The sequence below is a fragment of the Paenibacillus sp. EPM92 genome (genome assembly GCF_016586185.1).
GTDB classification, from domain to species: domain Bacteria; phylum Bacillota; class Bacilli; order Paenibacillales; family NBRC-103111; genus Paenibacillus_G; species Paenibacillus_G validus.
In genome coordinates, this window is the sequence record NZ_BCPS01000074.1 from 37,155 (window position 1) to 63,652 (window position 26,498).

The 26,498-nt window shown below is 55.9% G+C and carries 10 protein-coding genes and 1 pseudogene; 1 reads left to right on the plus strand and 10 read right to left on the minus strand.

The genetic code is table 11. The features are described 5' to 3' along the window. Positions 1-137: 137 nt before the first annotated feature. From JMF85_RS17280 to JMF85_RS17300, 5 genes are all read right to left on the minus strand, one after another. Positions 138-4,397: a PA14 domain-containing protein gene (locus tag JMF85_RS17280; RefSeq protein ID WP_201318606.1), complete on the minus strand. Its 4,260-nt coding sequence runs from the start codon at positions 4,395-4,397 to the stop codon at positions 138-140. Between the two features lie 234 nt (positions 4,398-4,631). Beyond that, positions 4,632-6,329: an S-layer homology domain-containing protein gene (locus tag JMF85_RS17285; protein WP_201318607.1), complete on the minus strand. Its 1,698-nt coding sequence runs from the start codon at positions 6,327-6,329 to the stop codon at positions 4,632-4,634. A 26-nt stretch (positions 6,330-6,355) separates the two neighbouring features. Next, complete coding sequence (locus JMF85_RS17290; RefSeq protein WP_201318608.1) at positions 6,356-10,291, minus strand: beta-L-arabinofuranosidase domain-containing protein; 3,936 nt, start codon at positions 10,289-10,291, stop codon at positions 6,356-6,358. A gap of 19 nt (positions 10,292-10,310) precedes the next feature. Further along, positions 10,311-10,916, minus strand: coding sequence for a TlpA family protein disulfide reductase (locus tag JMF85_RS17295; protein ID WP_127608975.1), 606 nt, complete (start codon positions 10,914-10,916; stop codon positions 10,311-10,313). An 87-nt stretch (positions 10,917-11,003) separates the two neighbouring features. Beyond that, entirely contained in the window at positions 11,004-19,703 is an 8,700-nt protein-coding gene (locus JMF85_RS17300; protein ID WP_201318609.1) for a family 43 glycosylhydrolase, read from the minus strand. A 520-nt stretch (positions 19,704-20,223) separates the two neighbouring features. Between JMF85_RS17300 and JMF85_RS17305 the strand changes: the two genes are divergently transcribed. Continuing rightward, on the plus strand, positions 20,224-21,477 hold the full coding sequence (locus JMF85_RS17305; protein WP_201318610.1) for a copper amine oxidase N-terminal domain-containing protein: 1,254 nt from the start codon (positions 20,224-20,226) through the stop codon (positions 21,475-21,477). Between the two features lie 122 nt (positions 21,478-21,599). On the opposite strand, the pseudogene JMF85_RS17310 reads toward JMF85_RS17305, so the two are convergent. From JMF85_RS17310 to JMF85_RS17330, 5 genes and pseudogenes are all read right to left on the minus strand, one after another. Continuing rightward, a pseudogene (locus tag JMF85_RS17310) lies at positions 21,600-22,490 on the minus strand (IS1595 family transposase). A 117-nt stretch (positions 22,491-22,607) separates the two neighbouring features. Then, complete coding sequence (locus tag JMF85_RS17315; RefSeq protein WP_054799645.1) at positions 22,608-23,030, minus strand: GlcG/HbpS family heme-binding protein; 423 nt, start codon at positions 23,028-23,030, stop codon at positions 22,608-22,610. Positions 23,031-23,493: 463 nt separating this feature from the next. Beyond that, a complete protein-coding gene (locus JMF85_RS17320; RefSeq protein WP_127608978.1) occupies positions 23,494-24,201 on the minus strand; it encodes a gluconate 2-dehydrogenase subunit 3 family protein in 708 nt (235 codons plus the stop codon). Positions 24,202-24,340: 139 nt separating this feature from the next. After that, positions 24,341-26,014, minus strand: coding sequence for a GMC family oxidoreductase (locus JMF85_RS17325; RefSeq protein ID WP_201318611.1), 1,674 nt, complete (start codon positions 26,012-26,014; stop codon positions 24,341-24,343). A 177-nt stretch (positions 26,015-26,191) separates the two neighbouring features. Beyond that, positions 26,192-26,498, minus strand: a 307-nt coding sequence (locus tag JMF85_RS17330) for a DJ-1/PfpI family protein (protein WP_201318612.1), incomplete at its 5' end; no start/stop codon positions are given.

Consider the following 26,498-nt stretch of genomic DNA (forward strand, 5'->3'; position numbering starts at 1 on the left):
AAGGCTGCCAGGTGTATTTAGACGGAAAGGTTATTTTTTACAAATTTCCGTTCTATTTCGCATACAGCGCGAACGCCAAAGAGGCTTCCGCAAAGATTGCTTACGGAAGCCTGTTCGGTATAAACCTGCTTGAGGGCTTATTGCAGCACGGATCTGGCCACAGTGGTCAGATCTTGAATATCGACCTTGCCGTCCTGATTCAGATCAGCTGTCGCGGACCAGCCGCTGTCCCCCTGTTGCTTGCCGTAATGGCTCGCTATGATGGCCAAATCGCCGATCGAAATGCTGCCGTTTCCGTTCAGATCGGCGTTGATTTTACGTCCTTCAAACGCCAGCATAGCCGTTGTCAGCGCGTTTAAGGCTTCCGTAATTTGCTGCTGCGTCGCCTCCGCGTCGTTCGCTACGATTGCCGCTTGCGCAATAATCGCCTGCATCGCCGCCCTGGAGCCCGGCAAATAATAGCCGTGCCGCAGGTCTTCCACGGCCGCATCCACTTTGGCCTGCGCAGCTGCGATCGCTTCGTTCAAATCCGATTTATCCGGCGCTTCCGCCGTGACTTGAAGCTGATGGGTTGTGCCGGGAATCGTCGTCTCCACTCCGGTTCTGTCCGCAATCGCGATACCGCTCAGCTGAATGGAGGTGTAGGCGCTGCCCGGTGCAGCCGTCGGCTTCGCCTTAAACGAGAGCTTCAGCCAAGCGCCGTTCGCCTCCGCTCCGCCGCCAAGGCTGGCGCCGACCATGCGCACCTTACCCGGCTCCAGCTCGCGCTTCTCCAGCAGGCTGAAGCCGTCCTTTACCGATACGGCGTCCGTTAGCTCCAGCTTAGACGGGTCAAAGCCGACCGTAACATCTTGAGCATAGACGCTGCCGTACACGTTTCCAGCCACATCGCTTAAGCTGTACGTCAGGTCAAAGGACTGCCCGGACCCTACAACCGCCGGCCCCGTAAGCGTGGCCTTAGGCTGCGCTTGAACCGGAGCTCCGACCGAGAAGTAGTCGAAGTCGGCCGTCATGGAGGTGTTGTCCCCGGCCGACAGGCCGTAAAACCCGATTTGAAGATTCGTCAAATCGGCCTGCACCGGATCAGCCGCCGGCGCCCATGCCGCCCCGTCCCAGTAGTGCGTCGTGTACACGTTGCCGGTCTTTTTGATTTGCAGGTAGACGGTATCGGTACCCGGATGCTTCGCCATATTCGTCGCTTTGGTGTATACCGCATTCCGCTCGACCGCCGTTTCCAGCGATTTGCCCGTACTGCCGACAGTATCCCATACATGGCCCAGCCTCACATAGTTGTCCTCGTTCTGCCAAATGATTAAACCGGCCTGCTGATGATTTTTGGCGACAGGCGCCGTGACCTTCGTCGTTATGGCGAAATCGCCCTCCGGGGCTTTGCGCAGAAATACGTTTTTCAGCGAGTTAGAGGTTTGATGGCTATCCCCCGACAAGGTTTGCAGCCGCAAGCTGCCCGGTTTGGCCGTCAAGTTCCAGCGGGCCGCATCCTCCCGGTAAATAGACCAAGCCGGATCCAGCGTACCGGTCGCAAACGAGTCCGTAACGGCGCCCTGCGGAATCGGATCATTCACGCTTACGACGAGCTGCCATTTAGCCGCCTTCAACGCATTCATCGCATGAATCCAGTCATTGGCCGTCGAGCTGCCGTTCATGCTCACGGCCTTCGCAGCGTCAACTGTGGAACGATAGGCGGCGATTGCCTCCTGCGGATATTGGCCGGCGCCATCACCAGCCTGGAGGCGGCTTAATAGCTGCTCCGCCAGCTGGAGCTCATCGATCAGGTCCTCCCTCGTCACGCCGCCGATCAGCTCGCGGTGCGCTTTGGCGATCCGGTTGAAATCCAGCTTCTCGACCTTGCGATCATACGACAGAAGTCCGTTTATCTCGTATTCAACATCTGTGATTTGCGTATAGATAGCGGCACTTAAGCCAGGGCTTTGCTTCAGCTGCTTCAATCGGTCGATGAACTGCACATATTTGTCGGTCAGCTCCTGCTTGCTGTTCATCAGCTGGTAGGAGAACACGAGCGGGCTCCACTCATGGCCCGGTACATGCAGGCCGAGTCCGCCGTACTCGCCCAGCACCGCAGCGCGCGTCTGGGTTGGAGTCGGCGAGGTCGGCGCCGGATACGCATGCGCATCGATCAAATCGCCTGCGCCGGAATCCTGCCAGCCGCTGGTATTGTTGATGAGACGCGTCGAATCGAGTCCCTTCACGTAATTGGCCGCGTCTCTTGTTTGCTGTCCGCCCCAGTCGAATTGGCCCCAGCCTTCGTTAAAGACGGTCCAAACGACAATAGACGGTGCGCTGCGGAGCTGATCGACCATCTCCTTGTACTCCTTCAGCCACTGGGTCTTGGTCGCTGGCGTAATGTCGGAACCCCGGTTGCCCTGACGGTCCTCCAGGCTTGGCATATCCTGCCAGACCAGCACACCGAGCTTATCGGCCCAGTAATACCAACGGGCGGGCTCGACCTTGATATGCTTGCGGACCATGTTCATCCCGACCCGCTTGACGGTTTGCAGATCGAACTTCAGCGCCTCATCCGTCGGTGCCGTATACAAGCCGTCCGGATAATAGCCCTGATCCAGCGGTCCCATCTGGAACACAAATTTACCGTTCAGGAGCGGACGCAGCACCCCATCCTCCATCCCGAGCTTGATTTCCCGCATGCCGAAATAGCTGGTTACCTCATCCGCGACCTGCTCCCCGTTCTTCAGGCGCACGGTCAAATCATACAGGAACGGATCGTCCGGCGACCACAGCCTTGGGTTCGGCACGGGCAGCTGCAGCGTCTCGCCTGCCGCTCCGGTCACACGGCCGACGATCTCTCCGCCAACCTTGGCAACGGCTTCGACCGTAAGACCCGGGGCCCCTTGGACGGCCGGCGTCAGCTTCAGCGCTTGGCTCTGCAAATCCGGCGTCATATCCAGCTTCTCGATATGTGCGTTTGCTACCGGCTCCAGCCAGACGGTTTGCCAAATGCCGGACACCGACGTATACCAGATGCCGCCCAGCTTTTTAACCGTTTGCTTACCGACCGCCTGATCCTCGCCCATATCGGTTTGATCCAGCACATGTACGATCAGCTCGTTCGATCCGCTCACCAATGCATCCGTAATATCGAAGCTGAACGACGTGTAGCCGCCCTTGTGACTGCCGATAAGCTTGCCGTTGACATACACCGTAGCCAAATAGTCCACCGCGCCGAAATTGAGGTTCACGCGCTGCCCGCTCCAGCTGTCCGGAACGGTAAACGACCGTTTGTACCACATCCGGTCCTCCACCCGGTTAATCCCGGACAATACCGATTCTGCTGCAAAAGGCACGAGGATTTTTTCCCCCAGCGTCCTGCCTGTCGGAACGGCATCGTCTTCCTTCGCCGCTTCGAACTCCCATTCCCCGTTCAAATTGGCCCACTGCCCGCGGACCAGCTGCGGTCGCGGATAGTCCGGCAGCACGTTCTCCGGGTTCACTTCGGCCGCCCAAGGGGTCGTAATTTGATACGTCGAGCGGTTTTTCAGCTGGACATCGAAGGCCGCGACGGCTGCGCCGTCCCGGGTGTTCAGCCCGCCCTTTCCGTCGTAGCCTGCACGTACAAGCCAGACGTCCTTCGAGTAAATCGGATAGGCAAAGCTCAGCATGATGACATGCGGTTCGCCGGGCTTAAGCGATGCCGAAGCGATCGGCCAATCGACGCCCACCACCTGAATGCGAAGATGCTCCGTCAATCCGGCCGGCAGCTCTTGGAGCGGCTCGCTCAGCACGACCTCGGCTGTAGAGCCGTCCGTTGCTACCGTCCCGCCATAATCGAAGCCGGCCGGCGGATAGAAGGCTTGGGTCGGGACGGCCTGCTTCGGCACACGGGGACTGGACCATCGCAGATGGAGGTTGGAGCCGCCGTTATTCTCGAAGTATTCGAGCTTGAATTCATGCTTCTGCCCGGCGGTTAGCGCTAGGGGAGCGCCGGTTTGCTCCTTATCCCAATCGTCGACCCAGTGATCGATCAACAGCTTGTTGTCAATCCACAACCGGAAGCCGTTATCCCCGATGATCGAAAAGGTATAGTTCTCTGTCGTTTCCGGCTGAATAAAGCCGGTCCATCGGACACTGACGCGATCGTTTCGACCCGTTAGCGCACTGAACACCCCCTCAAGGCTGCCGAAGTCGATGTTCGGGTCGATGATCGTTGATTTCAGCTCGCCGAACGTAAAGTTAGGGGCTCCGGAATTCAGGTAATATTCGGCTTTCAGACCGTGCGTTTCCTCGGGTGCAGTCACGCTCTCGGCGGCTAGCGCCCGGCCGGGCACCCGCAAACTGGTCAAAACAAACACGAGCACCCAGACGGCAATGAAACCTACACGCAGCGTTTTTTTCCACTTCATGATTGTGAACGACCTCCGATTCATAGAAATGGTCAAGACTTTTTGATGGCGCTTACAAAACGTAAAGCCTCCCTTCTTTCTGAATTGAATGCTGCCCCCCTCTTATTGTAGAAAACGGGCCGGACAAAGTATTTACAATATCCTGTTCTTTTTTTGTAATTTTATGATCTGTATAGAAACGATCCCCAACCGCTCCAAGCAATCGGGGATCTTTCCTTCTCTTTCAGGGCACAGTTACTTCTTCAGCAAATTCAGGATGGCCTGCGCCGTCTCCGCACGTACGGCATCTGCTCCAGGATCGAACTGCATCGCCCCCTTGCCCTTCATCAGACCAAGCGCAATCGCCTCGCTCACCTCTGCCTGAGCCCAGCGCGATACCTCCGAACCGTCCGTAAACGTCAGAAGCCCGCCGCCGCCGGCCCCTGTCGCCTGACCGCCGTTCTGCTTATACGCTCTAACCAGCAAGGCTGCCATCTGCTCCCGGGTTATCGGGGCATCCGGCGCAAATTCGTTCAAGGAGACGCCCTGCACGATGCCCGCCTGATAGGCGGCCGTCACGTCGCTTGCGTACCAAGCGCTTGCCGCGATATCCGTGAAAGGCGACGGCGCAGCGCTTGGCGCCAGTTCCAGACTGCGGACAAGCATGGCGGCAAACTCCGCCCGGGTCGTCTTGCCGTTCGGCTGGAACTCGGTTTCCGTTACGCCGTTCACTACATGCCGGGCAGACAGCACCTTCAAGGTGCGGTAGGCCCAATGCTCAGCGGGTACGTCCGCATAGGTCTTGTCGAGTTCCAGCAGCGCATAGCGGCTTAAATGCTCCAGCGTTACCGTCATTTGTCCGGAAGCGGGTTCAAGAGTGCCGCCTACATACGCCCATGCCTTCGTCGCTTCGTTGAAATAGTACACGCCGAGAAGCGATTCGTCCACCGTCGACGCGTCGTAAGTGAACGTGAGCTGAATGCCGCCTGAGACGATTCCTGCGTCAAACGCCTGACCGTCTGCCGACCGCAGCGTGACCTGCAGGTCATACACCACGCCGGCTATCTTGATCTTGGCTCCGGCTCCCGCAGTCGGTGCAGGAGCCGCCAGCCCCGTTACCGGAACCATCTTCACCTCCACGGTCGCCCCCTTCAAATCGTTCGCTCGGGCAGCCAAGGCAGCCAGCAGCTCCGGCTTCACCTTCATAGCAAGCTGTCCCGCTTGAACCTCCAACTCATGTCCGGATACCTTGTCAAAAGGAACGATAGCCGTCGATGCGCCCTCCGGCAGCCTTACGGACGCTTTGCCGTCCTTGACCTCCACCTCCGTTAGCGCGGCGGCATTCGGCTGTTGTCCGGCATTGCCTCCGCTGCTGCCGCCGCCGGTATCGCCTCCCCCCGTTGGGTCGCCGTCGGTTTCACCGCTGCCCGAAACCGAAGCGCGTACCTCAAGTTCAGGCGACGCGGTGACCGCCGGCGCCTTGGAATCGGCCGGTATCACCTTTACGCGCCCCAGCGTCACCGTCGCCTGTCCCGCTGATTTCGCCTTAAAGATGACCGTGCCGAGCGTGGCCTGCCCGCTTTGTCCTGAAGCGTCTCCGGTTTTGGTAAAGCCGAACAAAATATCGCCTTGCGCGAGCTTCTCATCAATCAGCCTTGGCGGACTGACGTTCGGATCCGGCGTAATGCTGAACCCTCCGGTTATTCCTGTGGACATCCCGATATATTCAAGCCGGCTCGTATCGAAATGCAGCTCCAAATCATAACCGTACAAATCGACCAGCTGTTCCCCCGTTATCGTAACGCGGAGCTCCTGACCGATGTTCAGGCTTGTGCGCGAAGCCGTCAATTCATAGGCCGGGCTGCCCGCCGCCGCTCCTCCCGGCGTGATCCAAACGGCTGCGCATAGACTAAGAGCGGTCGTTACCGCTGCCCACTTTCGACGCATACTCATGAACTGCTTCACCCTTTCTTCTCGTCTTAAATCGATCTTGCCACAATCGCGAGGTCTTCCATGTCCACCTTGCCGTCTTGGTTGACGTCGGCCTTAGCCGCATTCGCATCCCAGTCCGCCTCTTTCGATTGCTTCCCGTATGAACGGGCCGCCATCGCCAGGTCGCCTATGGTAACTCCGGCTGAGCCGTTCAGGTTGGCATTGATCCGCTTGGCCTCGAAGCGCTGTACGGCCTCCGTCAAGGCTTCGTAAGCGTTCTTCACCTGCTCCCCGGTTGCCTCCGCATCGGCCGCTACCAGACGGGCCTGCTCGATGGAGCTTTGGAGAGCCGCCTTCGCACCGGCGATGTAATACCCGTGCCGGTTATCCTCTGCCGCTGCATCGTGCTTGGTCTGTGCGTCGGCCGCCGCCTGCTGAAGAGCCGTTCTGTCAACGTCCGTGCCGACAGTAGCCCTTGAAGCAAGAGCGATGTAATCCAGCTCGTAAAAGCCTGCGTCCGCAGCCGTTCCCCGCATAAATTTGATGCTGTTGATCCCTTCCTGAAGCTCGACCTGAACGCTGGTCGCCATAAACCGGCCCCAGCCGATCGTCCCCGCCAAATCCACGTGTTGCTCCTGCCCGTCATTCACGATGATGCGGGCCGTTGCGGGACGATAATTCCCTGTATTCTGCGCATACCACACATACAGCCTGTATACACCGCTCTTCGGTGCGACAACCTCATTGAAATTGACATAGCTGTCGGGAAAATCGATATGGCCGACATAGCTCGAGGCGGATGCGTAACTGTTGTTCGTATTCACCTTGGCATTGTGGATCTGTGCTTGCTCCGCCTCGTATTTGGCCGGCGAGACGTTCTCGTCCCCGGTCACCTCCGGGAAGTAAGTCACGCGCAGATTTTCCGATCCGAACGGAACGAGCGTCAGGTTGACCGTGGGCTCCGCGGAATAAACCGGCCCTACCGGCGGCTCTGCCGCCGACACGCCGTTCGGGGCCTTGCCCCAGGTCGGGATCAGCTTGCCTTTGGCAACCAGCTTCACGGGCGTCTTCGCCTGCTCGAACGGATTGTCCGGCATCTCCGAGGTGACGACCTGAATCGATGCCTCCGGATGAGCCCGATCGATCAGCAGTCCGTAATTCCACGGATTGTCTGCCGTGATGTTGTACTGCTTAAAGCCGGGCTCCGTCACCTGAGGCGCCGGATTCGATTGCTCGGTCCACTTCTCGTCGATTTTCAACGAATAGACGAGCGGCCCGCGTTCGATGCCGACCGAATTATTCACCCACGTAGACATCCGAAGCTTCATCGGCAGCGTCAGCTCCACCGTATCGCCCTGGCTCCACGTCCGTTCAATCGTATAGTAGCCGCCGGATGTAACCGCCGGCTGCGGTTCCCCGTTCACCTTGACTGCCGCCCCGTCCGTCCAGGCCGGTATGCGCAGCTTGAGCGGAAAGGCTACACTGGCCGAAGCCTGCTCCACGGTAAACCGAAGCTGGTCCTCGAACGGATAATTCGTGGCCTCCCGAATCGTCACATCCGCTCCTTTGATTTTCGCCGATACCCGGCTCGGACCGTATGCAATCACGCCAAGTCCCCCGTCACTCGTTGCCGCCCACATATCTTTGACAAAATAAGGCCAGCCCATATGTAAATTGAAGCGGCAGCACGGAAAGCCGGAAAACGGCGACTGCACGGTGCCATTGTCGTAATTCTGCTTAAAGCCGTGGTCCGTATTCCGGCTCTGAATCTGATTCGGAAGCGAGTAATATTGATGTGTCTTGATGTCCTTGCTCATCGCGCCGGGAAGTGAGTTGAAGGTCAGCTTTTCAAGTGCGTCTCCTACGGACGCTTCGCCCGTGATCATCGCCGTCACCGCATCGCTGTGAATGCGCTCCACGATCGCGCAGAGCTCGACGCCCTGCGTCGATGCCAGACCCGAGAGCATCTCGGTGCCTGCGTTGATCCCGGTGATTTGATTGTGCGAGCGATTCAGATTTGCGACGCCGGCATCATAGGCGTTCTTATCCGCATCGTTTTTCGAAAGCTGGTAGTAAATCGCCGGAGTTTTGATCGATTGATTCACGTTTACGGTATGCTGCGTATAGAAATTGTCCGGGTTCGTCCGGGCCGGTTCCAAAAATTTGTTGTTCGTCAACAGATCCGTCACATCGAACCCTTGCGCGTTCAGCTTCTCCGCCAGCTGCAGCAATGACGCATCCCCCGTCCGGTTGTAAAGCCAGATCACCACGTTCATGTTGTCGCCATTGCGTATTTTCCCCCAATCGAACAGCGGCCGCTGATCCAGATTCGCGAGCTGATAGTGAAAATACTTGGTGAGAAAATCGGTCACCCGCGCATCGCCGGTCGCTTCGTAATAGTCCTTCAGTACATAGATAGCAACCATCCGCGGCCACCAGTCATTGTCGCTCTTCGGTCCGAAATTACCGTCCGCGCGCTGGCTCTGCAGCATCCAGTTGACCCATTTTTGCGATTTGGCGATCAGCCCGGGATCGTTTAACGTATAAGCGAGCGCTACCAGGCCCTTCACATAATACACGGGCCGCTCCCAGTTCGTATCGGGCGCCGTGCCTCCCAGCCATTCGGAGTTGCTGCCGAGCTCCGCATACAAATCCTCCGCGTAGCCGGTCGCTCCGTCCTTCATCAGCTCAAGCTGCTTCAGCAGCCAGCCTTCGGCCTTCACGGAGCCGAGCGGCAGCGAAACGAAGGGCGTTTGTACGAGCGGCGCTTTATTGGCTACCGGCTCCTTGAACGCTTCAACCGGAACGGCGTATTCGCTGGCGATGAAATGATCGAACACCGGCTGTCCACGCTCGACGCGGTAGCCGATTCCGCCGGACTTTAAACGCTGCGGGCTGTCATCCGTCACCGTAATCAAGGGCTTGTGCATATCCTCTACATACACCTGGATCTGATCACCGTACGTCGCAACCTTCAGCTGATACAACCGGTTCGGATCGACCTGTTCCAGCGCCTTCACCGTTTGCAGCACCGTACGGTCGCCGTTCATTCGCTCCAACGTCACATTTCCGTCGGCGCTTAATCCGGCATAATAGCCGTGAACGTTAGAGGATCCGGGCCCGGCACCGGCCACGCGGAAGAGCAGGCCGGCATTCGCATCCGCAGCAGCAAGCTTCAGCTCCGTTTCCACGGTGGCGTCGCCGAAGTCCACGTCCTTGGCCAGCAGCTTCGCACCAGCGCCTCCGGCTTGCACAGTAACGCCTCCCGCTTGCAGGCCCCAAACGCCGTCGATCACCTTCCATTTCTCAAGCCCGGAGACTGACGGAGGATCCTCGAACGTATCCTCGAACGCCAAGCTTTCGTCTTGTTGCTTGATCCTCAGATTGTCGTAAATCGCCTCGGATTGATAGATCCGGACGCCGATTTTCCCCGATGCGTAGCTGTTATCGGTATGCTCCAGCACAAGGGCGTCATTCACATAAAAGCGAATGAGCGGACCTGCAGCCGTCACTTTAAAACGATAGGTTACGTTCGGGTTCACCGTGATGGAAGAGCGCTTTAACTCCGTCCAGTTGTTATTCATCCGGCCGAGAAACACGCTGCCCGTGCCGCCGGCGCTGATTCCCGCATAATAGCCCTTCACATTGTCGGCTCCTGAAGAGGCGTCGGCGACCCGAAACAAAAGGCCGGCGTCCCCGTTACGATTGGCAAGGCTGATCTCCGTTTCGACCGTGAAATCCTGCAGCTCCGCGCTCTTGGCCAAAGCCTTGTAGCCCCGGCCTGCAGGCACGGTCAGCTTGCCGGATGAGATGGCCCACGAACCCTCGATGATCTCCCAATTGTCATTGATGTAGCTTTGATCAAAATGATCCTCTATAAAGCCGGTCGCTTTCGCAGCCGCTTCGAGATGAACCGCCGGCAGAAGCAGGCTGACATACAGTGTTAGGATCAGAAGCGCCGCGATTCTTGCCTGAAACCTCATGTGTCCTCATTCCTCCCCATTATTCGCTCGACAAGCGCTCCAGCTTCTGCTCGAACTCTATCGGATCGGCCATATGGAACGTATCGGCGATATAACCGTCTTTATCGATCAGAAATGTCGTCGGCAGTGCATGAAGCTCGTATAAATAAGCCGCACGCTTATTCTCGTCCATCAGCGTCGGATAGGCTAAGCCGTTCATCCGCATGAATGCCGAGATGCGCTCGGGGTTCTTTTCTTCCGTCGAGACGTTGATTCCGTAAAAGTCCACATGATCCTTGTACTGCTCATGCAGCCGCTTCAACGTGGGAGCCTCCACCGCGCACGCCTCGCACCAGCTGGCCCAAAAATGGATCAGCACCGGCCGGTTCCTAGATCCGCCGATCGTTACCGTTTCGCCCTCCAACGTCTTCAATGTAAAAGAAGGCGCTTGGACGCCGGAATGCCTACGCTGTGAAGCCGTCTTCGGCGCCTCAGCCGTCATCAAGATTTGCTCCATCGCTTTGGCATCGATCTTGCGGGCGGGATCGAAGCCAGTCGGCTCCGTCAGTTTAAGGTTCTGCACCAAGGTGAAGCCGGTGATCAACAGCGCCAGCACCAGCAGAATCGGCAGCCCTATTCGTTTCATAACCGGTCGTCACTCCTTCCGAGGCTTCTGCCATTTGCGAAGAAACGCCCCGCAGGTGCAGCCGCCGGGCGTCTCTTCGCTTCATTCCTAATCCAGCATAGCTCTGGCTACAATCACCAGATCCTCAATGTCCACCTTGCCGTTGTAGTTCACATCCGCTTTCATCGCTTGCTCATCCCATCCGGGCTGACCGGATTGCTTGCCGTAGGACGCCGCCGTTAAAGCCAGATCTCCGACGGTAATCCCGCCTGAGCCGTTCAGATTGGCATCGATTCTCTTCGACTCGAAAGCGGCCAGCGCCTCCGATACGGTCCGCAGCGCCTCGGTTATCTGCTGCGGCGTAGCTTCCGCGTTCACCGCCGTTGCAGCCGCATGGTCGATGGCAGCCTGGAGCGTCGCCTTGGAGCCCGGTACATAAGCGCCATGGCGATTGTCTTCCCATGCGCCGTCATGCTTCGCTTGTGCGGTTGCGATCGCCTGAACCAGCGCTTCCTTGCTTGCCGCCTTCGCCGTAATTTGCAGACTGTGCGAGGCGCCCTTCGCCATCAGCTCGGCGCCTGCTTCATTCGCAATGGCAATGCCGCTTACCGAAACGACGGTCTGCAACGCTTCCGCGACAGGCAGCGCCTGGAACGTCAGTTTGAGCCAGTCGCCGTTCGCCGGGAGTCCGGCGCCGAGCGCCGCCGCCAAGATGCGGACCTTGCCCGGTGCAAGCAGCCTCTTCTCTACGATCGCTATGCCTTCACGCAAAGCTGCGGCATCCTTAAGCTCAACCTGGCTCGGATCGAAGCTTACGGTCACATCAAGCGCATTCATATGCTCGAAGTCAACCGTCGTCACCGCGCTTAGACCGAAGGTCAGGTCGAAGGCCATGCCCCCTGCCGTAGACGCTGCGCCTGCCAACACGGACTGTGCTTTGGCATGGGAAGGCACCGGCTGCGGTGTAATTGTCGGTCCCCAGACCTCCAAAGCGTCGATTCCTCCCGGCTGCGGCACAAAATGCACGCGGTCGATCGCCAGCTTTCTCGGCTCGGTCGTACCGGCCTTGTAGTGCGTGTGGTACACCATGAACAGCTCCGAGCCGTCCGGAGAGCCGATGAATGAATGATGTCCCGCTCCCGGCACGATGGCGTTCGATTTCATGATGGGATTGTACGCGTACTTGGTCCAAGGGCCTGTAGGCGTCGGCGCTGTCGCATAGCCTACCCCATAATCCGGACTCTCGAAATGGTTGCCGGAATAGGTCAAGTAATACAGCCCGTTATGCTTCAGGACAAAAGGTCCTTCGTTGATGTTCGCCACCGGTGCCTTCTGGCTCAACTCCCACGTCTGTGTAGCGCGGAATACGAACCTCAACGTATCTTCCTTGATGCTCTTCATATCGTCGTTCAGCTCGGCAACCCAGATCTCGTTGCCGTTATTGAAGCGGACAAAGTACATATAACGTTTGCCGTCATCGTCGGTGAAGATGTGCGCGTCGATTTCCGGCGTATTCAGATGCAGCGGCTGCTGGACCTCCTGCACGAACGGCCCGAGCGGCGAAGTGCTGGTGGCGACCGCAAGCCGTTCCTGAACCGCATAGTACATATAGAAGATGCCGTCCTTCTCGACGACCTCCGGCGCCCAGAATTGTTTATCGCCCCATGAATGGTCCTTATGCAGCGCCCAGCCGTCATGCGCCGTCCAATTCACGAGATCCGGGGAAGAATACACCTTGATTCCGTTAGGCATGTTCGGCCAATCGGCCGTATTCGTTCCGTACAAATAGTACATGCCGTCATGCTTCAGGATAAACGGATCGGCGACGCCCGGAAGCACGGCATTCGTGTAGGTCGGACCTGCCGGAAGCCCGCTTTCGTCGATCGAGGTTACCCTTACATTGTCAAAGTCCGCATCCGCATTCCAGGTGCGGAAGCCGATCCGGCCTGTGGCCAAATGGGAAGCTTCCAACAGATCGAACTTCGGATACCCGTTTACGTTCAGCGGATTGTCATTGACATAAATCTGGAGATGATCCTCCCGTGCGATCACCTTCAGATGCACCCATTCATCGGCTGCGACCGGAAGCTTCCTGGACGCAAGCTCCGTCCATGTTCCTCCCGAGTTCGAGCCCAGGACCACAGATTGATTGGCTGCGCTGATCCCAAGGTAGTAGCCCTCGTACGCATCCGCTCCAATCTCTGCACTAGTTGCCCGGAAAAGAAGCCCTGCTTCATTCCCGCCGGCGATATGCACATCCGCCTCCAGCATGAAGTCCGTAAAGCTCTGTCCGTCAAACAGCGCCTTATGACCGGCTCCGGCCTTCACGGAAAGCCGCCCTTCGGCCGCCGTCCATACCCCGCCGTAAGTCGACCAGCCGTCAGCGGCATTGTCAGTGAAATCATCCGTAAACAGCACGCCCGATGGCAGAGCGGTATCTTCAACGGTCACCACCGCTTGATCCCAGAAGTCTCCATTCACCGATGCCGCCTTGATTACCGTACGGCCCGGTGCCTTCGCTTCAACCCAACCGCTGCTCGTAACGGCCGCGATCGACGGATTCGACGAGCTCCAGTGAAGCTCCTTCCCGCTGGCGCCGAGATTCGTCAGCTGCACGTTCCCGCCCGGCCGCAGCGTTACCTTTTTCGGATCGAGCTTCACCCCGCCTTGAATGGCCCGGATCGCGAAATAATCGAATTTGGCATCGATGCGATCATTTGTCGCGACAATATTGTTGGCGAACAAACCAACCTTAATATCGGTCAGAGTTGCGGTTACCGGATCGGCGGCTTGAAGCCATTCATACCCGTTCCAATAATACGTCGTATACACATTGCCCAGCTTTCTGATTTTCAGGGTAATCGTGTCGCCGCCGGGATGTGCAGCGGGATTGCCCGGCTTCTTGTAGCTGCGTCCGATCTCATAGGCCGTTTCGATGGTTGCTCCGTTCACCCAGACATGGGCCAGCTTCACGAAATGATCGGCATCCTGCCAGATAAACAGTCCGCCCTGCTGATGATTTTTGGCGATCGGCGCCGTGACCTTCGTTACGATTTCGAAATCGCCGCTTCCCGGATTGCGCAGGAACACGTTGTTTTGACTGTTATTGTCCTGATATACATCGGTCGGCGTCGTATGAATGGTCAGCGCTCCCGGATTTTGCGTCAAGCTCCAGTCGCCCGGGCTTTCTTGGAAAATCGACCATTCACCGCTCAGCGCGGCGTTGTCAAACGAGTCCACCTGAAAGCCGGTCAGATCAGGCTCGCTCGGCAAGCCCCGTACGGTAACTACGGCCTCCGTGAACAGAGCCGGATTTCCGGCGCTTGCCACCTTCACGGCAGCCGTTCCCGGCTTCAGACCTTTAATGAACAAGGTCGTGCTGCCGGTAGCCGAATCGACTACGGATTCCGTGACTAACGCCACCTCCGGATTCGACGATGTCAGGGTCAACTGCTTCATCGTGCCGGCAAGCGGTCTAACTGCGGCCACGATAGCAGCGGTTTCCCCTTGAGCCAGCGTTAAAGCCGTCTTATCGAGCATAACGCTCTCTACCGGAACAGCCGAACCGCTGCTTTCCAGCGCCTCCAGAATGATGCTGTCAAGCTCCGCGAAATGGTTTCTTTTGGTAAGTTTGATCGTGTTCGCGCCCGCATTCAGGCTGATATCGATCGACGTCGGGTTATAGCGCTCCCAGCCGTAATTGCGGTAGCTGATGACTTGAGAAGCCGCACCGTTAACCGATACGTCGTGCTGCGCCGCAGCTCCGCCTGCGGTGCCATTGGCTGCCATCACGATCAGGGAGTACGTGCCTGCCCGCTCCACATTCACATGAAAGATTACGCCGTCGGTGCCCGTGTTGTCCAAGCGACCGACAACCTTGCCTCCCGAAGCGTCAGCGCTGTTGCGGATTTCAGCCGTTCCCAGCAGCTCGCCGTACTCCGCTTCGTAGTGGTAGCGCTCGACCTCCGGTGTACCGGATGGCTGCTCCACCGGCGAACCGTAGGCAGCCGGAGTTCCGAAGTTCGGCGTACCGTCCGCATTCCATGTAAACTTCTGGGCTCGCACGCTGCGATTGCCCCAGCTTCCGCCCGACCTCAGGTCGGCATGGTAGACGATCCACTCCTCTGTTCCGTCCGGGGACGTCGTGAAGGTATTGTGACCAGGCCCGAAAGCGCCCGGCGCTTGACTGAATACAGGACCGGACTTCGTCCAGGATGCCGGATTCAATACATCGCCGTCCAAATTTGTCAGCAGACCCAGCTTGTATTCGTCCGTCCAGCTGCCGCTGGCCGAGTAGACGATAAACAGCTTGCCGTCTTTCTTCAAAATTTCCGGCCCTTCATTAATATAAGGCGTACCTATGCGTTCCCAAGGCTGATCCGGGGTGGACAGCTGTACCCTCGATCCGCTGATGGTCCACGGATCGCTCATCGGCGCGATGTAAATGTTCTGCTTCTCATTGACATCGCCTTCCCATCCGGACCAGATAAAATACATGGAACCGTCGTCCTTCTCGAGTACGGTCCCGTCGATCGCCCATTTATCCGAGGCGTCGGCGATTTTACCCTTCAACGTATACGTGCCTTGCGGATCCTGTGAATTGCCCTCAAGTACATACATGCGGTGATTGGCGTTGTTGCCGTCGTCCGCCGCAAAGTATATGTACCATTTGCCCTTGACATACTGCAGTTCCGGCGCCCATAGCTCCTTCGAATACGGCTCCCCGGCCGGAGGCGTGTATACCGTTACACGCGGCGCAGTGCCGATATCCTGAAGCCGCCTGGCCTTGGCGACCTGAAGGGACGAATCACTGTCGGACTTCACGTAATAGTAGAAGCCGTCCTTGAATACGATGCTCGGGTCAGCGGCGCCCGCACCGCCGGAAACCGGTACGATCGGGTTCACGAAAGTCGTTCCGGCGCTAACCGTTACTTCGGAGGTCGCCGTCGCTCCCCCGTCTGCCGCGGTTACGGTTATTGTAGCTGTGCCCTTGTTCACACCCCGGACGAGTCCGGTGCTGTCGACAGCGGCTGCCCCGGTATTGCTGGAGCTCCAAAGCAACTGCTGGTTGGAGGCGTCGATCGGTTCCACCACTGCGTTCAATTTTTTCGTTTCGCCCGCTTTCAGGCTGAAGGAAGGCGTATCCAGCATGACCGACTGAACGCTTTTGCCCGTATAAACCGGCCGCATGACCTGCTTCGCCAAGCCTGGTCCGGACCATCGCACATGCATACTGGCGTCTCCCGCCGCATGCGCATACTCGATGCGGACCGTGTACGTTTGTCCGGCGTTCAGCGCGATGTCGCCGCTGACTTCCTCCCTGCCGCCGCTCGTCTTGTCGACGACCTTCGTATCGCCGATCCACACCCCTGCCAGATGATCGCTGTCGACATAGACCGTATGCACGCCCGATTGAACCGGCTTGATGGAGCCGACCCAACGGATCGAAAATTGGTCCTCGCCGATGCCCGCCGTCGGATCGGGCGAGCCGGTTCCTTTCTCGTCGCCAAGATCGAAGTCAACACGTGGCGTGATCGAAGATTTAGCCAAGGTTGTGAAGCTCGCGTCTTTAAAGTACTTCACCTGAAACACGGGCAGCGTGTCGAAGGCCGGTCCGGTGAGCGCCTTGATGTCGTTGACATCCCACGGATGCCCGTCAGGGTAAACGATGCCGTGGAACGGAACCTCCGGCTCTGAAGTCAGCGGAGTCACATCCGATCCCCATGGGAAGCGGGTGTTATCCCGGCCGATGCCGAATTCCCACATGACGAACCCGATGCCTTGGTCCCCATAATGCCGCACGACGCCGGGTACCGATTGCGTCAGCCGGTTCATCGTTTCATCGGCCAAAATTTGTTTGCTTATGCCAAACGGCGTCGGGTAATCGGATTCATACGGATGCCATGTGATAAAATCCGATGTTGGGCCGCCCGAGAATTGGGCCCCCGTCGACGATACCGGCAGGCTGGAGCCGGTTTCCTTGATCCAAATCCGCGAATCGTTCATGATTTGCTTCGTAATTTGGTCCATCAGTCCGCTTTCGCCGTTGCTCGGCTCGTTATAGATGTTCCAGAAGGCGATTCGCGGATCGTTCTTATGCGCATTGACAATGCCCTGCACATAGCTTTTCAAATCATCCTTATTCGCGGCGTAGTTCGCTTTGATGTCATCCCCCGGGGCCTCTACCCAGCGGCTGTTATGAGCGCCGTACCTTGGCGGCAGCTGCGGTCCCGGCACCGGATGATCGTCCCAGCAGTCGTCGAAGAACACGATCTCCACCTTGATGCCGTACTTATCGGCCAGCTGCAGAAAATCCTCCAGATTGGCGAGCAGCTTTGCACTGTCGTTCTTCCACAGCAGGTTGTGCAAAAATACCCGTACGAAATTAATCCCGTACGTATGAGCATACGAAAGCTCCCGGTCGTTTACCTCATGATTGTACGCATCCCACTGCTGCAGCTGGTTGACCGCATGGGTCGGTACGAATACCGCGCCCTTCACCCACGACCAATCATAGGTCGGCTGCACGACTGCGCCTGCGTCTTGTACGCGGATGTTATCGTAGCCTGCGTTCACCCAATGCGACCGTACGCCGATGGCCCCTGTGGTGTAAACGCTGTCAACTGCGCTGACGATATGCTCGCCGTCGACATAAATATCGATTTGGCTGCCTAAAGCCGTCACTTTCAAGCGGTACGTTTTATTTTGCTGCACCGGGTACATAATCGATGCGAGCTCCGTCCAGCTGTTGCTTAAACGACCCAGCTGGACGCGGCCGTTCACCCCAAGGCCGGCATAATAGCCTTTCATGCTGTCGGCTCCGTTGCTCGGATCGCTTACGCGGAAAATAAGCCCGGCGTTATCGTTGTTGACGCCGTCTTGGAGTGTAATGTCGGCTTCATAGATGAAATCGGCAAAGTCAGTGCCTTCCGCGACCGACTTGAAGCCGGCGCCTTTGTTCACGCGGTAAGCGCCGTCGGCTGCATTCCATACGCCGCCGTAGGTCGTCCAGCCGTCCGCTTGCTTGTCATTAAAGTCTTCCGTAAAGCTGTGTTCTTCCTTCGTAAACACAGACGTTTGCGTCGACGAATCGAGCATTCCTTCTTTCACCGCGTAGGCTCTCAGCACGGTCGTTTGTGTGACAGTCAACGGCGAGCCGTAAACAGGCGAGCTCGTATTAGGCATGCTCCCGTCTGTCGTATAATGGATGGTGGCCCCGGGTGTAGGGCTTAGGATCATAACCGTTTGCGAGCCCTTGAATGTCCCCCCGCCGGGGATAAAGACCGGCGCTTTCGCTTGGGACGTCACCTTCGTCAGGCTCAAGAGCGATACATTATCGTACACGGCCGACTTGTTGTCGTTCCATGCGCGCAGTCCGATCGTTCCGGACGGATAGGTTTCGTCCGTGAAGGCGGTGACGAGCTTGCCGTTCAAATAAATGTAGTAGCGGGTGCCGAGCGCCACGACCTTGAGCCGGTTAAATTCGTTTGGCTTCACATCCGCCACCGTTTGGGATATACCGGTCCAGCTTCCCTGACCGCCATTGCCGGCCGAGTTCATTTTGCCGACAATCAGGAACCCCGCCGTATTCAGACCTGCATAATAGCCGTTCATCTTATCCGCGCCATGGCCCGGGTCGCTTACGCGGAAGATGACCCCGCTGTCCTGAAGCGTCCCTTGCGGATTCAGATCAACCTCCAGCTGGAAGTCGGCGTACACCGCATCCACCACGGCCTTGTCACCGCGCGGATTCGTGACCTGATACGCGTAAACATCCTGCGAAACCGTCCAGCTTCCGGTTTGTTGACCGGCATACGTCGTCCAGCCCGACGAATTTCCGTCGTCGAAGTTTTCGGTAAACACCGGCTCCTGACCGGCTATGACGTAATGCGCGCTAACGACATCAGAAACCGTCTCCCCCGCCTTCTCCGCATAAGCTTGGATAAGGGTCGTCGTTGCGATGGAAATCGGGGATGAATAGACGGGGGATGTCGGATTCGGCGCGCTTCCGTCGACCGTATAGCGGATCGTGGCTTCCGATGTGCCTGCGGTTAACGCCACGAGCTGCTCGGAGGCGTACGTCCCGCCGGTCGTAAGAAACTCGGGCTCCGCCGTCGTTTGCGCCGCATAGGCCTTCGCTTGAATGTTGTCAATCACCGAGGTTCCCCACCAGGTTCTTAAGCCCACGGCGCCTGCAGACGTTATTTGCTTGCCGTCATTGTCCGTGAAGTCGATCTTAGGCGTGTTCATGTCATTCACAAAGACTTGAATCCGGTTGCCCACCGCGATCACCTTCAGATGCGCGTTGGCGGAGTCAATCGGTGCTGTCGTGAGCTCCCTCCACTCATTGTTGCCCGTCACACGGCCCAGCATGACTTTCTTGTCCACGCGCAAGGCGGCGAAATAACCGTTGTAGCCATCCGCAACGTTATCACTTACATTTGTGACCCGGAATATAAGCCCGCTCTGATCCGAATGAATGCCGCCAACTTGAAAATCAGCTTCATAGATCAAGTCGGCGAAGCTTGTATGTTCGGCAATGACCTTGGCTCCGGGTGAACCGTTTACCGTGTATTGCCTGGCTTCATTCACTTGCCATCTTCCCCGGTTTGCGGCATCTGCCGATCCGTAAGCCTTCCAGCCGTCGGCATTCCCGTCGTTGAAATCTTCCCGGAACACGGCTAGCGGCTCCCCGACAGCTGCGGCCAGCGGAATCGGCGGCATTAGGGCCAGCATCATACTACTAATGAGGACGTAAGCCAGCGCCTTTCGAATGTGCGAATATGTAACCGAACCTTTTTTTCTCAATCGACTACCTCCTTTCGGGACTCCTTGATGATTTTGCGGTCTGCAAGCTACGATGTCTTCACGACAAAGTACGATTCATCATCTCACCTTCTACCTCTCCAGATTTAGGAACTAGCTTAAGCATAACAAGAAGCACTCCTAAAGTATTTGCAATTTCCAGCGATTTTTTAAGCTATTTCATCCCATTTGCTGCCGTCCGGTCATACTGACGATCCTGCCGGCCCATCTGCGGCTCCGGGATTTCGTCTGCCATGATAAATCACACTTAAGCACTTGGATATATGTCAATGGAAATTGCTGCCATTCGACATCGCATTCGAGCACTGGATGGGAATAAAGGCACGCCACCCGGGATAACCTCCTCAGGTGATCGTCAAACCATGAAAAATTGACTAGATTTGATCCCCCTGGATACCCATTTTTATTTCCAGAATTTATAGTATGATAATTCATTATTGGTTGGATTTTACATAAGTACAAATGGTTCTGGATTTTATCAACATTATTTTGGAGGGTTAGGATGAAAAGAACAAGTACAACCTTTAAGCTCCTGCTCGGCTCACTTGCTATTACATTAAGCTTTGGCGCGGTTCCCCCCCATGCCTCGGCGGCGGATACGGCGTTCATTAACCAGATGAGCGATCAATACCATGCCTTTGAGAAAAAACATCGGGATATATACAAGGCTTATCTCCAGAATGAAAGACATTTGTATGACACGTATCACGGTCAAATGACGTCGGTTTATAACGAGCTTATGCGGGTCGCGCACGCAGACCTCGATGGGATGACAAGCATTCTGGAGAACGATATCCAGCAGTTGAAAAAAAGCTACAAGGAAAGCAGCAATGCATTTAGAGACTATGTGAGGACGACTGACAAGAACCGGGCAGGGGGTCCGATGGATCTCTATGAGGACACGATGGATCCGAACGACGCAGGCAGCCCAATGGATCTTTTCGAGGACAGCTTAAATCCTGATTCGGCAGGCGATGCTGCGGATCTTTATGATGACACACTCAACCCCGATTCGGCAGGCAGCGCCATGGATTTGTATGACGATGAGGTGAACCCCGACTCGGCGGGTAGCGTAATGGACCGGTTTGACGATGAATCGTCTATTCACAGCGCAGGCAGCATTATGGACCGCTATGACGACGGCGACCTGCCAAAGGCCGAGGCGGAAAAGCTGATGGCGGAGGCTCTTGTTCAAGCGGAAGCGGATATGAACAAGCGGATCAGCGACACCCAGCGAAGTGTCCAAAACCGAAAGAACGAGTCACTGCGAGACATACGTGACGCCTGGTTAAACGTCAAGCATGCGATTCTGCAGCAACGCGAGAGAACCATTGCTGAAGTTTCCGCAGCGCGGGAGAGGCTGACCGGCACAGGCATCGAATTTAAACCTTTAATCCTGGATGACTGGATTACGGTAGTCGTAGACGGGGATTATCTGATCTTCGAACAGCCGCCGGTCATCGTCAACGGTAACACCCTGGTGCCTATGCGGGCTATTTTTGAGAAGCTTGGAGCTGAAGTGCTCTGGAACGCCGGCGATCAATCAGTCACAGCCAACAAAGGAGCGACGTCAGTCTGGCTTCAAATTGACAACAGCAGCGCCAAGATCAAGAGTCAGGATCAAACGTTGGAAGCGGCCCCCAGAATAATGAACGGGACCACGATGGTCCCTTTACGGTTTGTCAGCGAAGCGCTCGGAGCTAACGTACACTGGGACGACAACAAAAAAACGATCACCATCACACCCGCTTCCTAAGTCTGGTTTCCAAGGGCGAATAAACGAACGAGAGCATCCACCTCAGCAGGTGATGCTCTCGTTTTTCAATGTACGCCCAACGCCCAGTCAATACGAGCATATGTTCTGGATATGCACATATCTCAGGCAACGCTAAACGGGCCAGTAGAAAGGCAAGCGTTTAACAGTCGTCCGAACAATTGCTTAGGGACAAAGCGACGATTAAATCGGTAGCAGAATTCATCCAAATACGTCTGCAAATATTTTTTACCAAGTCCATGGAACGTACCTTCAATGAAGGCTTTTGCGTTGCTGATAATCGTATGCAGCCATTTCAAAAAAGTCTCTTCGTCTTCTTTGTAAAAGTTTTTCGACTCGTGCTTGTAGCCGATGGTTTTTAACTGTTTGTAAGAAATGTGGCCATCGGAAAGAATGGTTGAACCTTTGGCAATGCAACTTTCAGCTACACGATGGATCTCATCGATCGAAACACTATCGATGACTTGCATCCGCAGATGTCGCGGCCTGCCTTGTTCATCCGTGGAAAGGGCAATCGCTACTTTCGCTTTCGTGGTGCCGCGGCCGTCTTTACCTTTCTTACGTCCGCCAAAGTAAGCATCATCCATCTCCACGAGTCCGGTTAACTGGTAACTGGCATCGCGTTGCTTCATGGCTTCGCGAATTTTGCGAAGCAATCGGGCAGCCGTGCGGTAATTGATGTCGAGTTCTCCGGCTAAGGATAATGCAGACTTACCGCGTTTATCCTTGACGACTAAGTAAATCGCCCAAAACCAAGTCAGCAGCGGCAGCTTCGTTTTATGCATGACAGTCCCTGCCGTTAAAGAAACTTGATGGCGGCACGCTCGGCATTCAAACAGTTTTCTCGTTTGGATATAGTAATACTGATCATGTGCACAACTCGGGCAACGAAATCCTTCCCGCCAGCGCTGAGAAGCCAAGTAAGATTCACAGTCTTCTTATGTACAAAATTCTTTTTGGAATTGCATCAAGGTCATTTCTGCTACTGTGGCCATGACTCACACCCCGAACGTATGTTCGATAGACTCAGCATACCACACATATGTTCGCATGGGAAGTGATTTCCTGAGCAGTGTGCATAGCCAGAACGTATGTATCGTTCCGCAAGGAACTTACTCCAAGATGCTTAATGCTGCTTTAGCAACTTCCATATCCTCAGTATAATGCCCGCCACTAACACCGACACCGCCTATGACTTGATCATCAACTTTGATTGGATAACCGCCGCCAAAAATAACTAAACGGTCTATACCAGTCTGTGCAGCGGCAGCCAAAGCAGGATCATCTTTAATGATTTTGTTCCAGACATCAGTTGGAAACTGGAAGCCGGCAGCTGTATAAGCCTTATCCTGAGCAATTTGAATCCCTACTACAGGAGCCCCGTCCATTCTACTGAATGACTTCAAAACACCACTTTCATCAACAATCGCAATCGTAAAAGACTTACCTATTTCTTGAGCTTTTTGTTCTGCAGCAGCAAGTAACCGATGTGCAAGTTCTGTTGAAATGCACGCTTTCTGGAAGTAGTCGGGCATATCATGACCTCCTCGAATAAGTGATAGCCTCCCGGCATTCGCCGAGGCAGGACAAGGTTTTTCTTAACCCATCCAAACTTAATCCTCCTACTGTAGCAGGGGATTTGTTATTCTACGCCCTACCAAATAACTAACAGAATATTCCAGGTTCTTTGTAGAAGCAGTTGTAGAAGCTATTTGACGTAGGTCTTCTTTAATGCCATTGCCGCAAAATCGATCGTAATCTGGAAGAAGTTTGAAGCGAACGCCCATCTATGCCATCCTGCGGAGTCAAATCTAACGGCGCTTAGTGCGGCAGGTGATAGTACACCTACCGTCACCGCAGCCTATACGCGAAGTAAATCGACTTGTAATAGTCATGCCCGAGGCCTTGCCGATTGCAACCATCCTCGTATTTACTAGCAACTCATTACGTTTCACACAGGACATGGTGGACCAGATGCTCCTGGTTCCACCCCAACATTTACTCTCCTTGTTTCTCCTTCAGGAAAGGGATCAAATCGGCCCAGTCGAAATCTTGGACATAAACATCCCTTACGCTGAACTCGCAGCTATTGGTATCGGCCAAGGATTTAGGGCCGGGAAAGCCGATAACCTTCCAGTTGACGTTCTCCTTGTTGCCCCCGTAGACCGGGTCGCTATAGTACCCTTGCCGGGTGTGGAGCGCCAAAGCACTGAAGAAGTCCATGCCCTCGTCGAACGTACCCTGGAGAAAGGTAGCGTGTTCACTCTCAGTAGAAGTGAGGCTAATGGGCTGCGGCTTCGGCCTCCCTGAAATAGTTACCAAAACCTCATCCTGCTGGTCCTCGTTCAAATCCTTGAAAGCTGTACCGAACTTCTCTTGAGAGATCTTGTCAAGCTTCCGGATCCCTTCACGGTAAGTCTCCTGCATCTCGGCGATGCGCTCCCGCCATGCGTCGGCCTCTCTACCCTCTATCTGCAGAAACCCGCTCCCGTCGGCCGATGCGTAGATGTAGTCTATGCCGGAAATGTAACGGTCGATGAATCGGACTACGCCAGCCTCCCGGGCGCCTGGATCATGATCTGTCGGTATGATCCGGGCTGATGCGGCTTCGATCGTCTCCCACTCGTGCTGATCGAAGAATAAGCGCTTGTCGGTCTCGTAATCCACCGGAGACCCAATAACGGTCCAATCTGCTTTACTTGTCATGGGACACACTCCCCTTTGTTAGAATAGTCTCTCGGAACATAATTTTCCGCATTAGCTCCCCCATTCAGGGGGGAAAACAAACTTGACAAATCGATATCGCCCCAACAATTTAATAGAAGATCCGTCTATTTCCAAATCTCTATTTAGACCCGATGGAATGCTGATCCTCGCGACCCTTGGCATGGACTCCGGCGATATATTCGGAACAACGCCAAGCGTTGGCCATCATTGTGAGCGTCGGGTTGACCCCTAGGGACGTCGGGAAGCTACTCCCATCCAGGATGTAGAGGTTATCGACATCGTGCGCCTGGCACCACTTGTTCAGCACGCTCTTGGAGGGATTGTTGCCCATCCGCGCAGTTCCGTGTTGGTGGCAAGTATTGCCGGTCAACGAGTTTTCGGGAACAACTTTGATGGTCTTCGACGCCCCCGCTGCCTCGAGAATCTCCGCGTTTTTGTCGACCATCCAATTCGCCATGCGAATATCGTTCGAGTGGGGTTTGTACGTGATCCGCGCAACCGGTAACCCCCAGGCATCCGTAACATTGGGGTCAAGATCCACTCTATTGGACTCTTGAGGCAAGTCCTGAAGGATAATCCCGATCTTCATGGAGTAGTTGTAAAAGTCGCGGTCCGCATCCTTCATGGCCATCCCCCACTCCGGCCTATCCGGGAAAACCCAGTTGATGGGGTGTCCTACTTGTGACGCCGCAAGGATACAACCGCCGATGTGTCCCCGTTTCTCATCGGTCTCGTAGAACTGCATCGAGCCTCCACTGATATAGTGACCGGCAAACCCGTAGAGGGGATCGTGCAACTCCTTGTCGAAGAGACCGGTAGCGAACGCATATTCGTGGAAAGTCGCGTACTTCCCGACCAGTCCACTGCTATTGGCCAAGCCGTCCGGGAATAGATTGGATTTGGACATCAACAGCAGCCGCGTCGATTCTATAGCACCGCCGCATAAAACCACGACGCTGGCTTCCTGTTCGACCTCGCGCCCCTCCAAATCGATGTAGATGACTCCCTTGGCACGGCCATCTTTGTTTAGGGTGACTTCACGGATATGGCACCCGGTTCGCAGCTCGCAATTTCCTGTCGCCAGGGCTTCGGGAATGAAGGAGGTCAATGTACTCGACCGAGTGGTTCCCGGGTCGCCGTACTGATTCCAGAACCCTGTGTAGTTCGATGGAGTCCTCCCCTTATGAGGCTTCGTAATGAGGGCATGAGGAATCGGGAACGCGTTTATCCCGAGCTTCTTGCTCCCCTCGTAGAATTTCTTCCCAAACCGTGTCGGCTGCAACGGTGGAGTAGGATACCCTTTGCTCCGCCGTGGTTCATACTTGTTTGCTTCAGCAAGACCGGAGACACCGAACTCCCACTCCACCTTGGTGAGGTAGGGTTCGAGGTCATCATAGGTGATAGGCCAATCCGCAAGGTCGGCACCCTCAATATCACCATGCAGAGAATGCATCTTAAAGTCACATTCCAACGGACGCGGGACCCATCCGGCCCAATGCACCGTACCTCCGCCGACCATTTGCGGCGTAGGGGAAAACTGGAACCGCTTCGCTTCAGCTTGTTCATCCGCTCGCACAGTCCTCGGGCTGATCTTCGGGTCTGGCCAAAGGTAGTTCCGGTTAACATACTTAAGTTCATCACCCGAGAAGTTCTCCGGCTTCATCCGGGGACCTTTCTCTAACACCACTACTTTCAAGCCTGCTTCTGCCAGAACCTTTGCGGTAGTGCCGCCGGTGGCACCTGCCCCCACGATACACACGTCGACCGGGTCGGGCTTCTTAAAATACGTCATATATATCTTCCCTTTCTAGACGATTTGGTTCCCGCGAAATGGATGGTTAAGGCTGCTAACCTATCGACTTCGCGGGTTTGGTTGTTTTCCTCTTTCACATTACCGCCTAATGCTTCGGACGGTCAGCGGTACTCGTTCTCGTCCATCGCTGCAATGCGCACCGTCGCACGCGCCTGCTTAGACGCCGCTGCTCACCGATGCCCGTTCCAGGTACTTGACGATCTCCCGGGCGAAGGCCGGCAAATCTTCAGGCGTCCGGGACGTAATCACGTTCCCGTCGCACACGACCTCAGCATCTACCCACTCGCCCCCGGCGTTCACCACGTCGTCGCGAATCGGCAGATAGCCCGTCGCCCGCCGCCCGCGTACCGCACCCGCTGACGCGAGCATCCATCCGCCGTGGCAGATAGCCGCCGTCAACTTCCCGGACTCGTACGCCCCGCGGACAAGATCGACCATAGGCTTAGAGAGCCGCATGTGATCC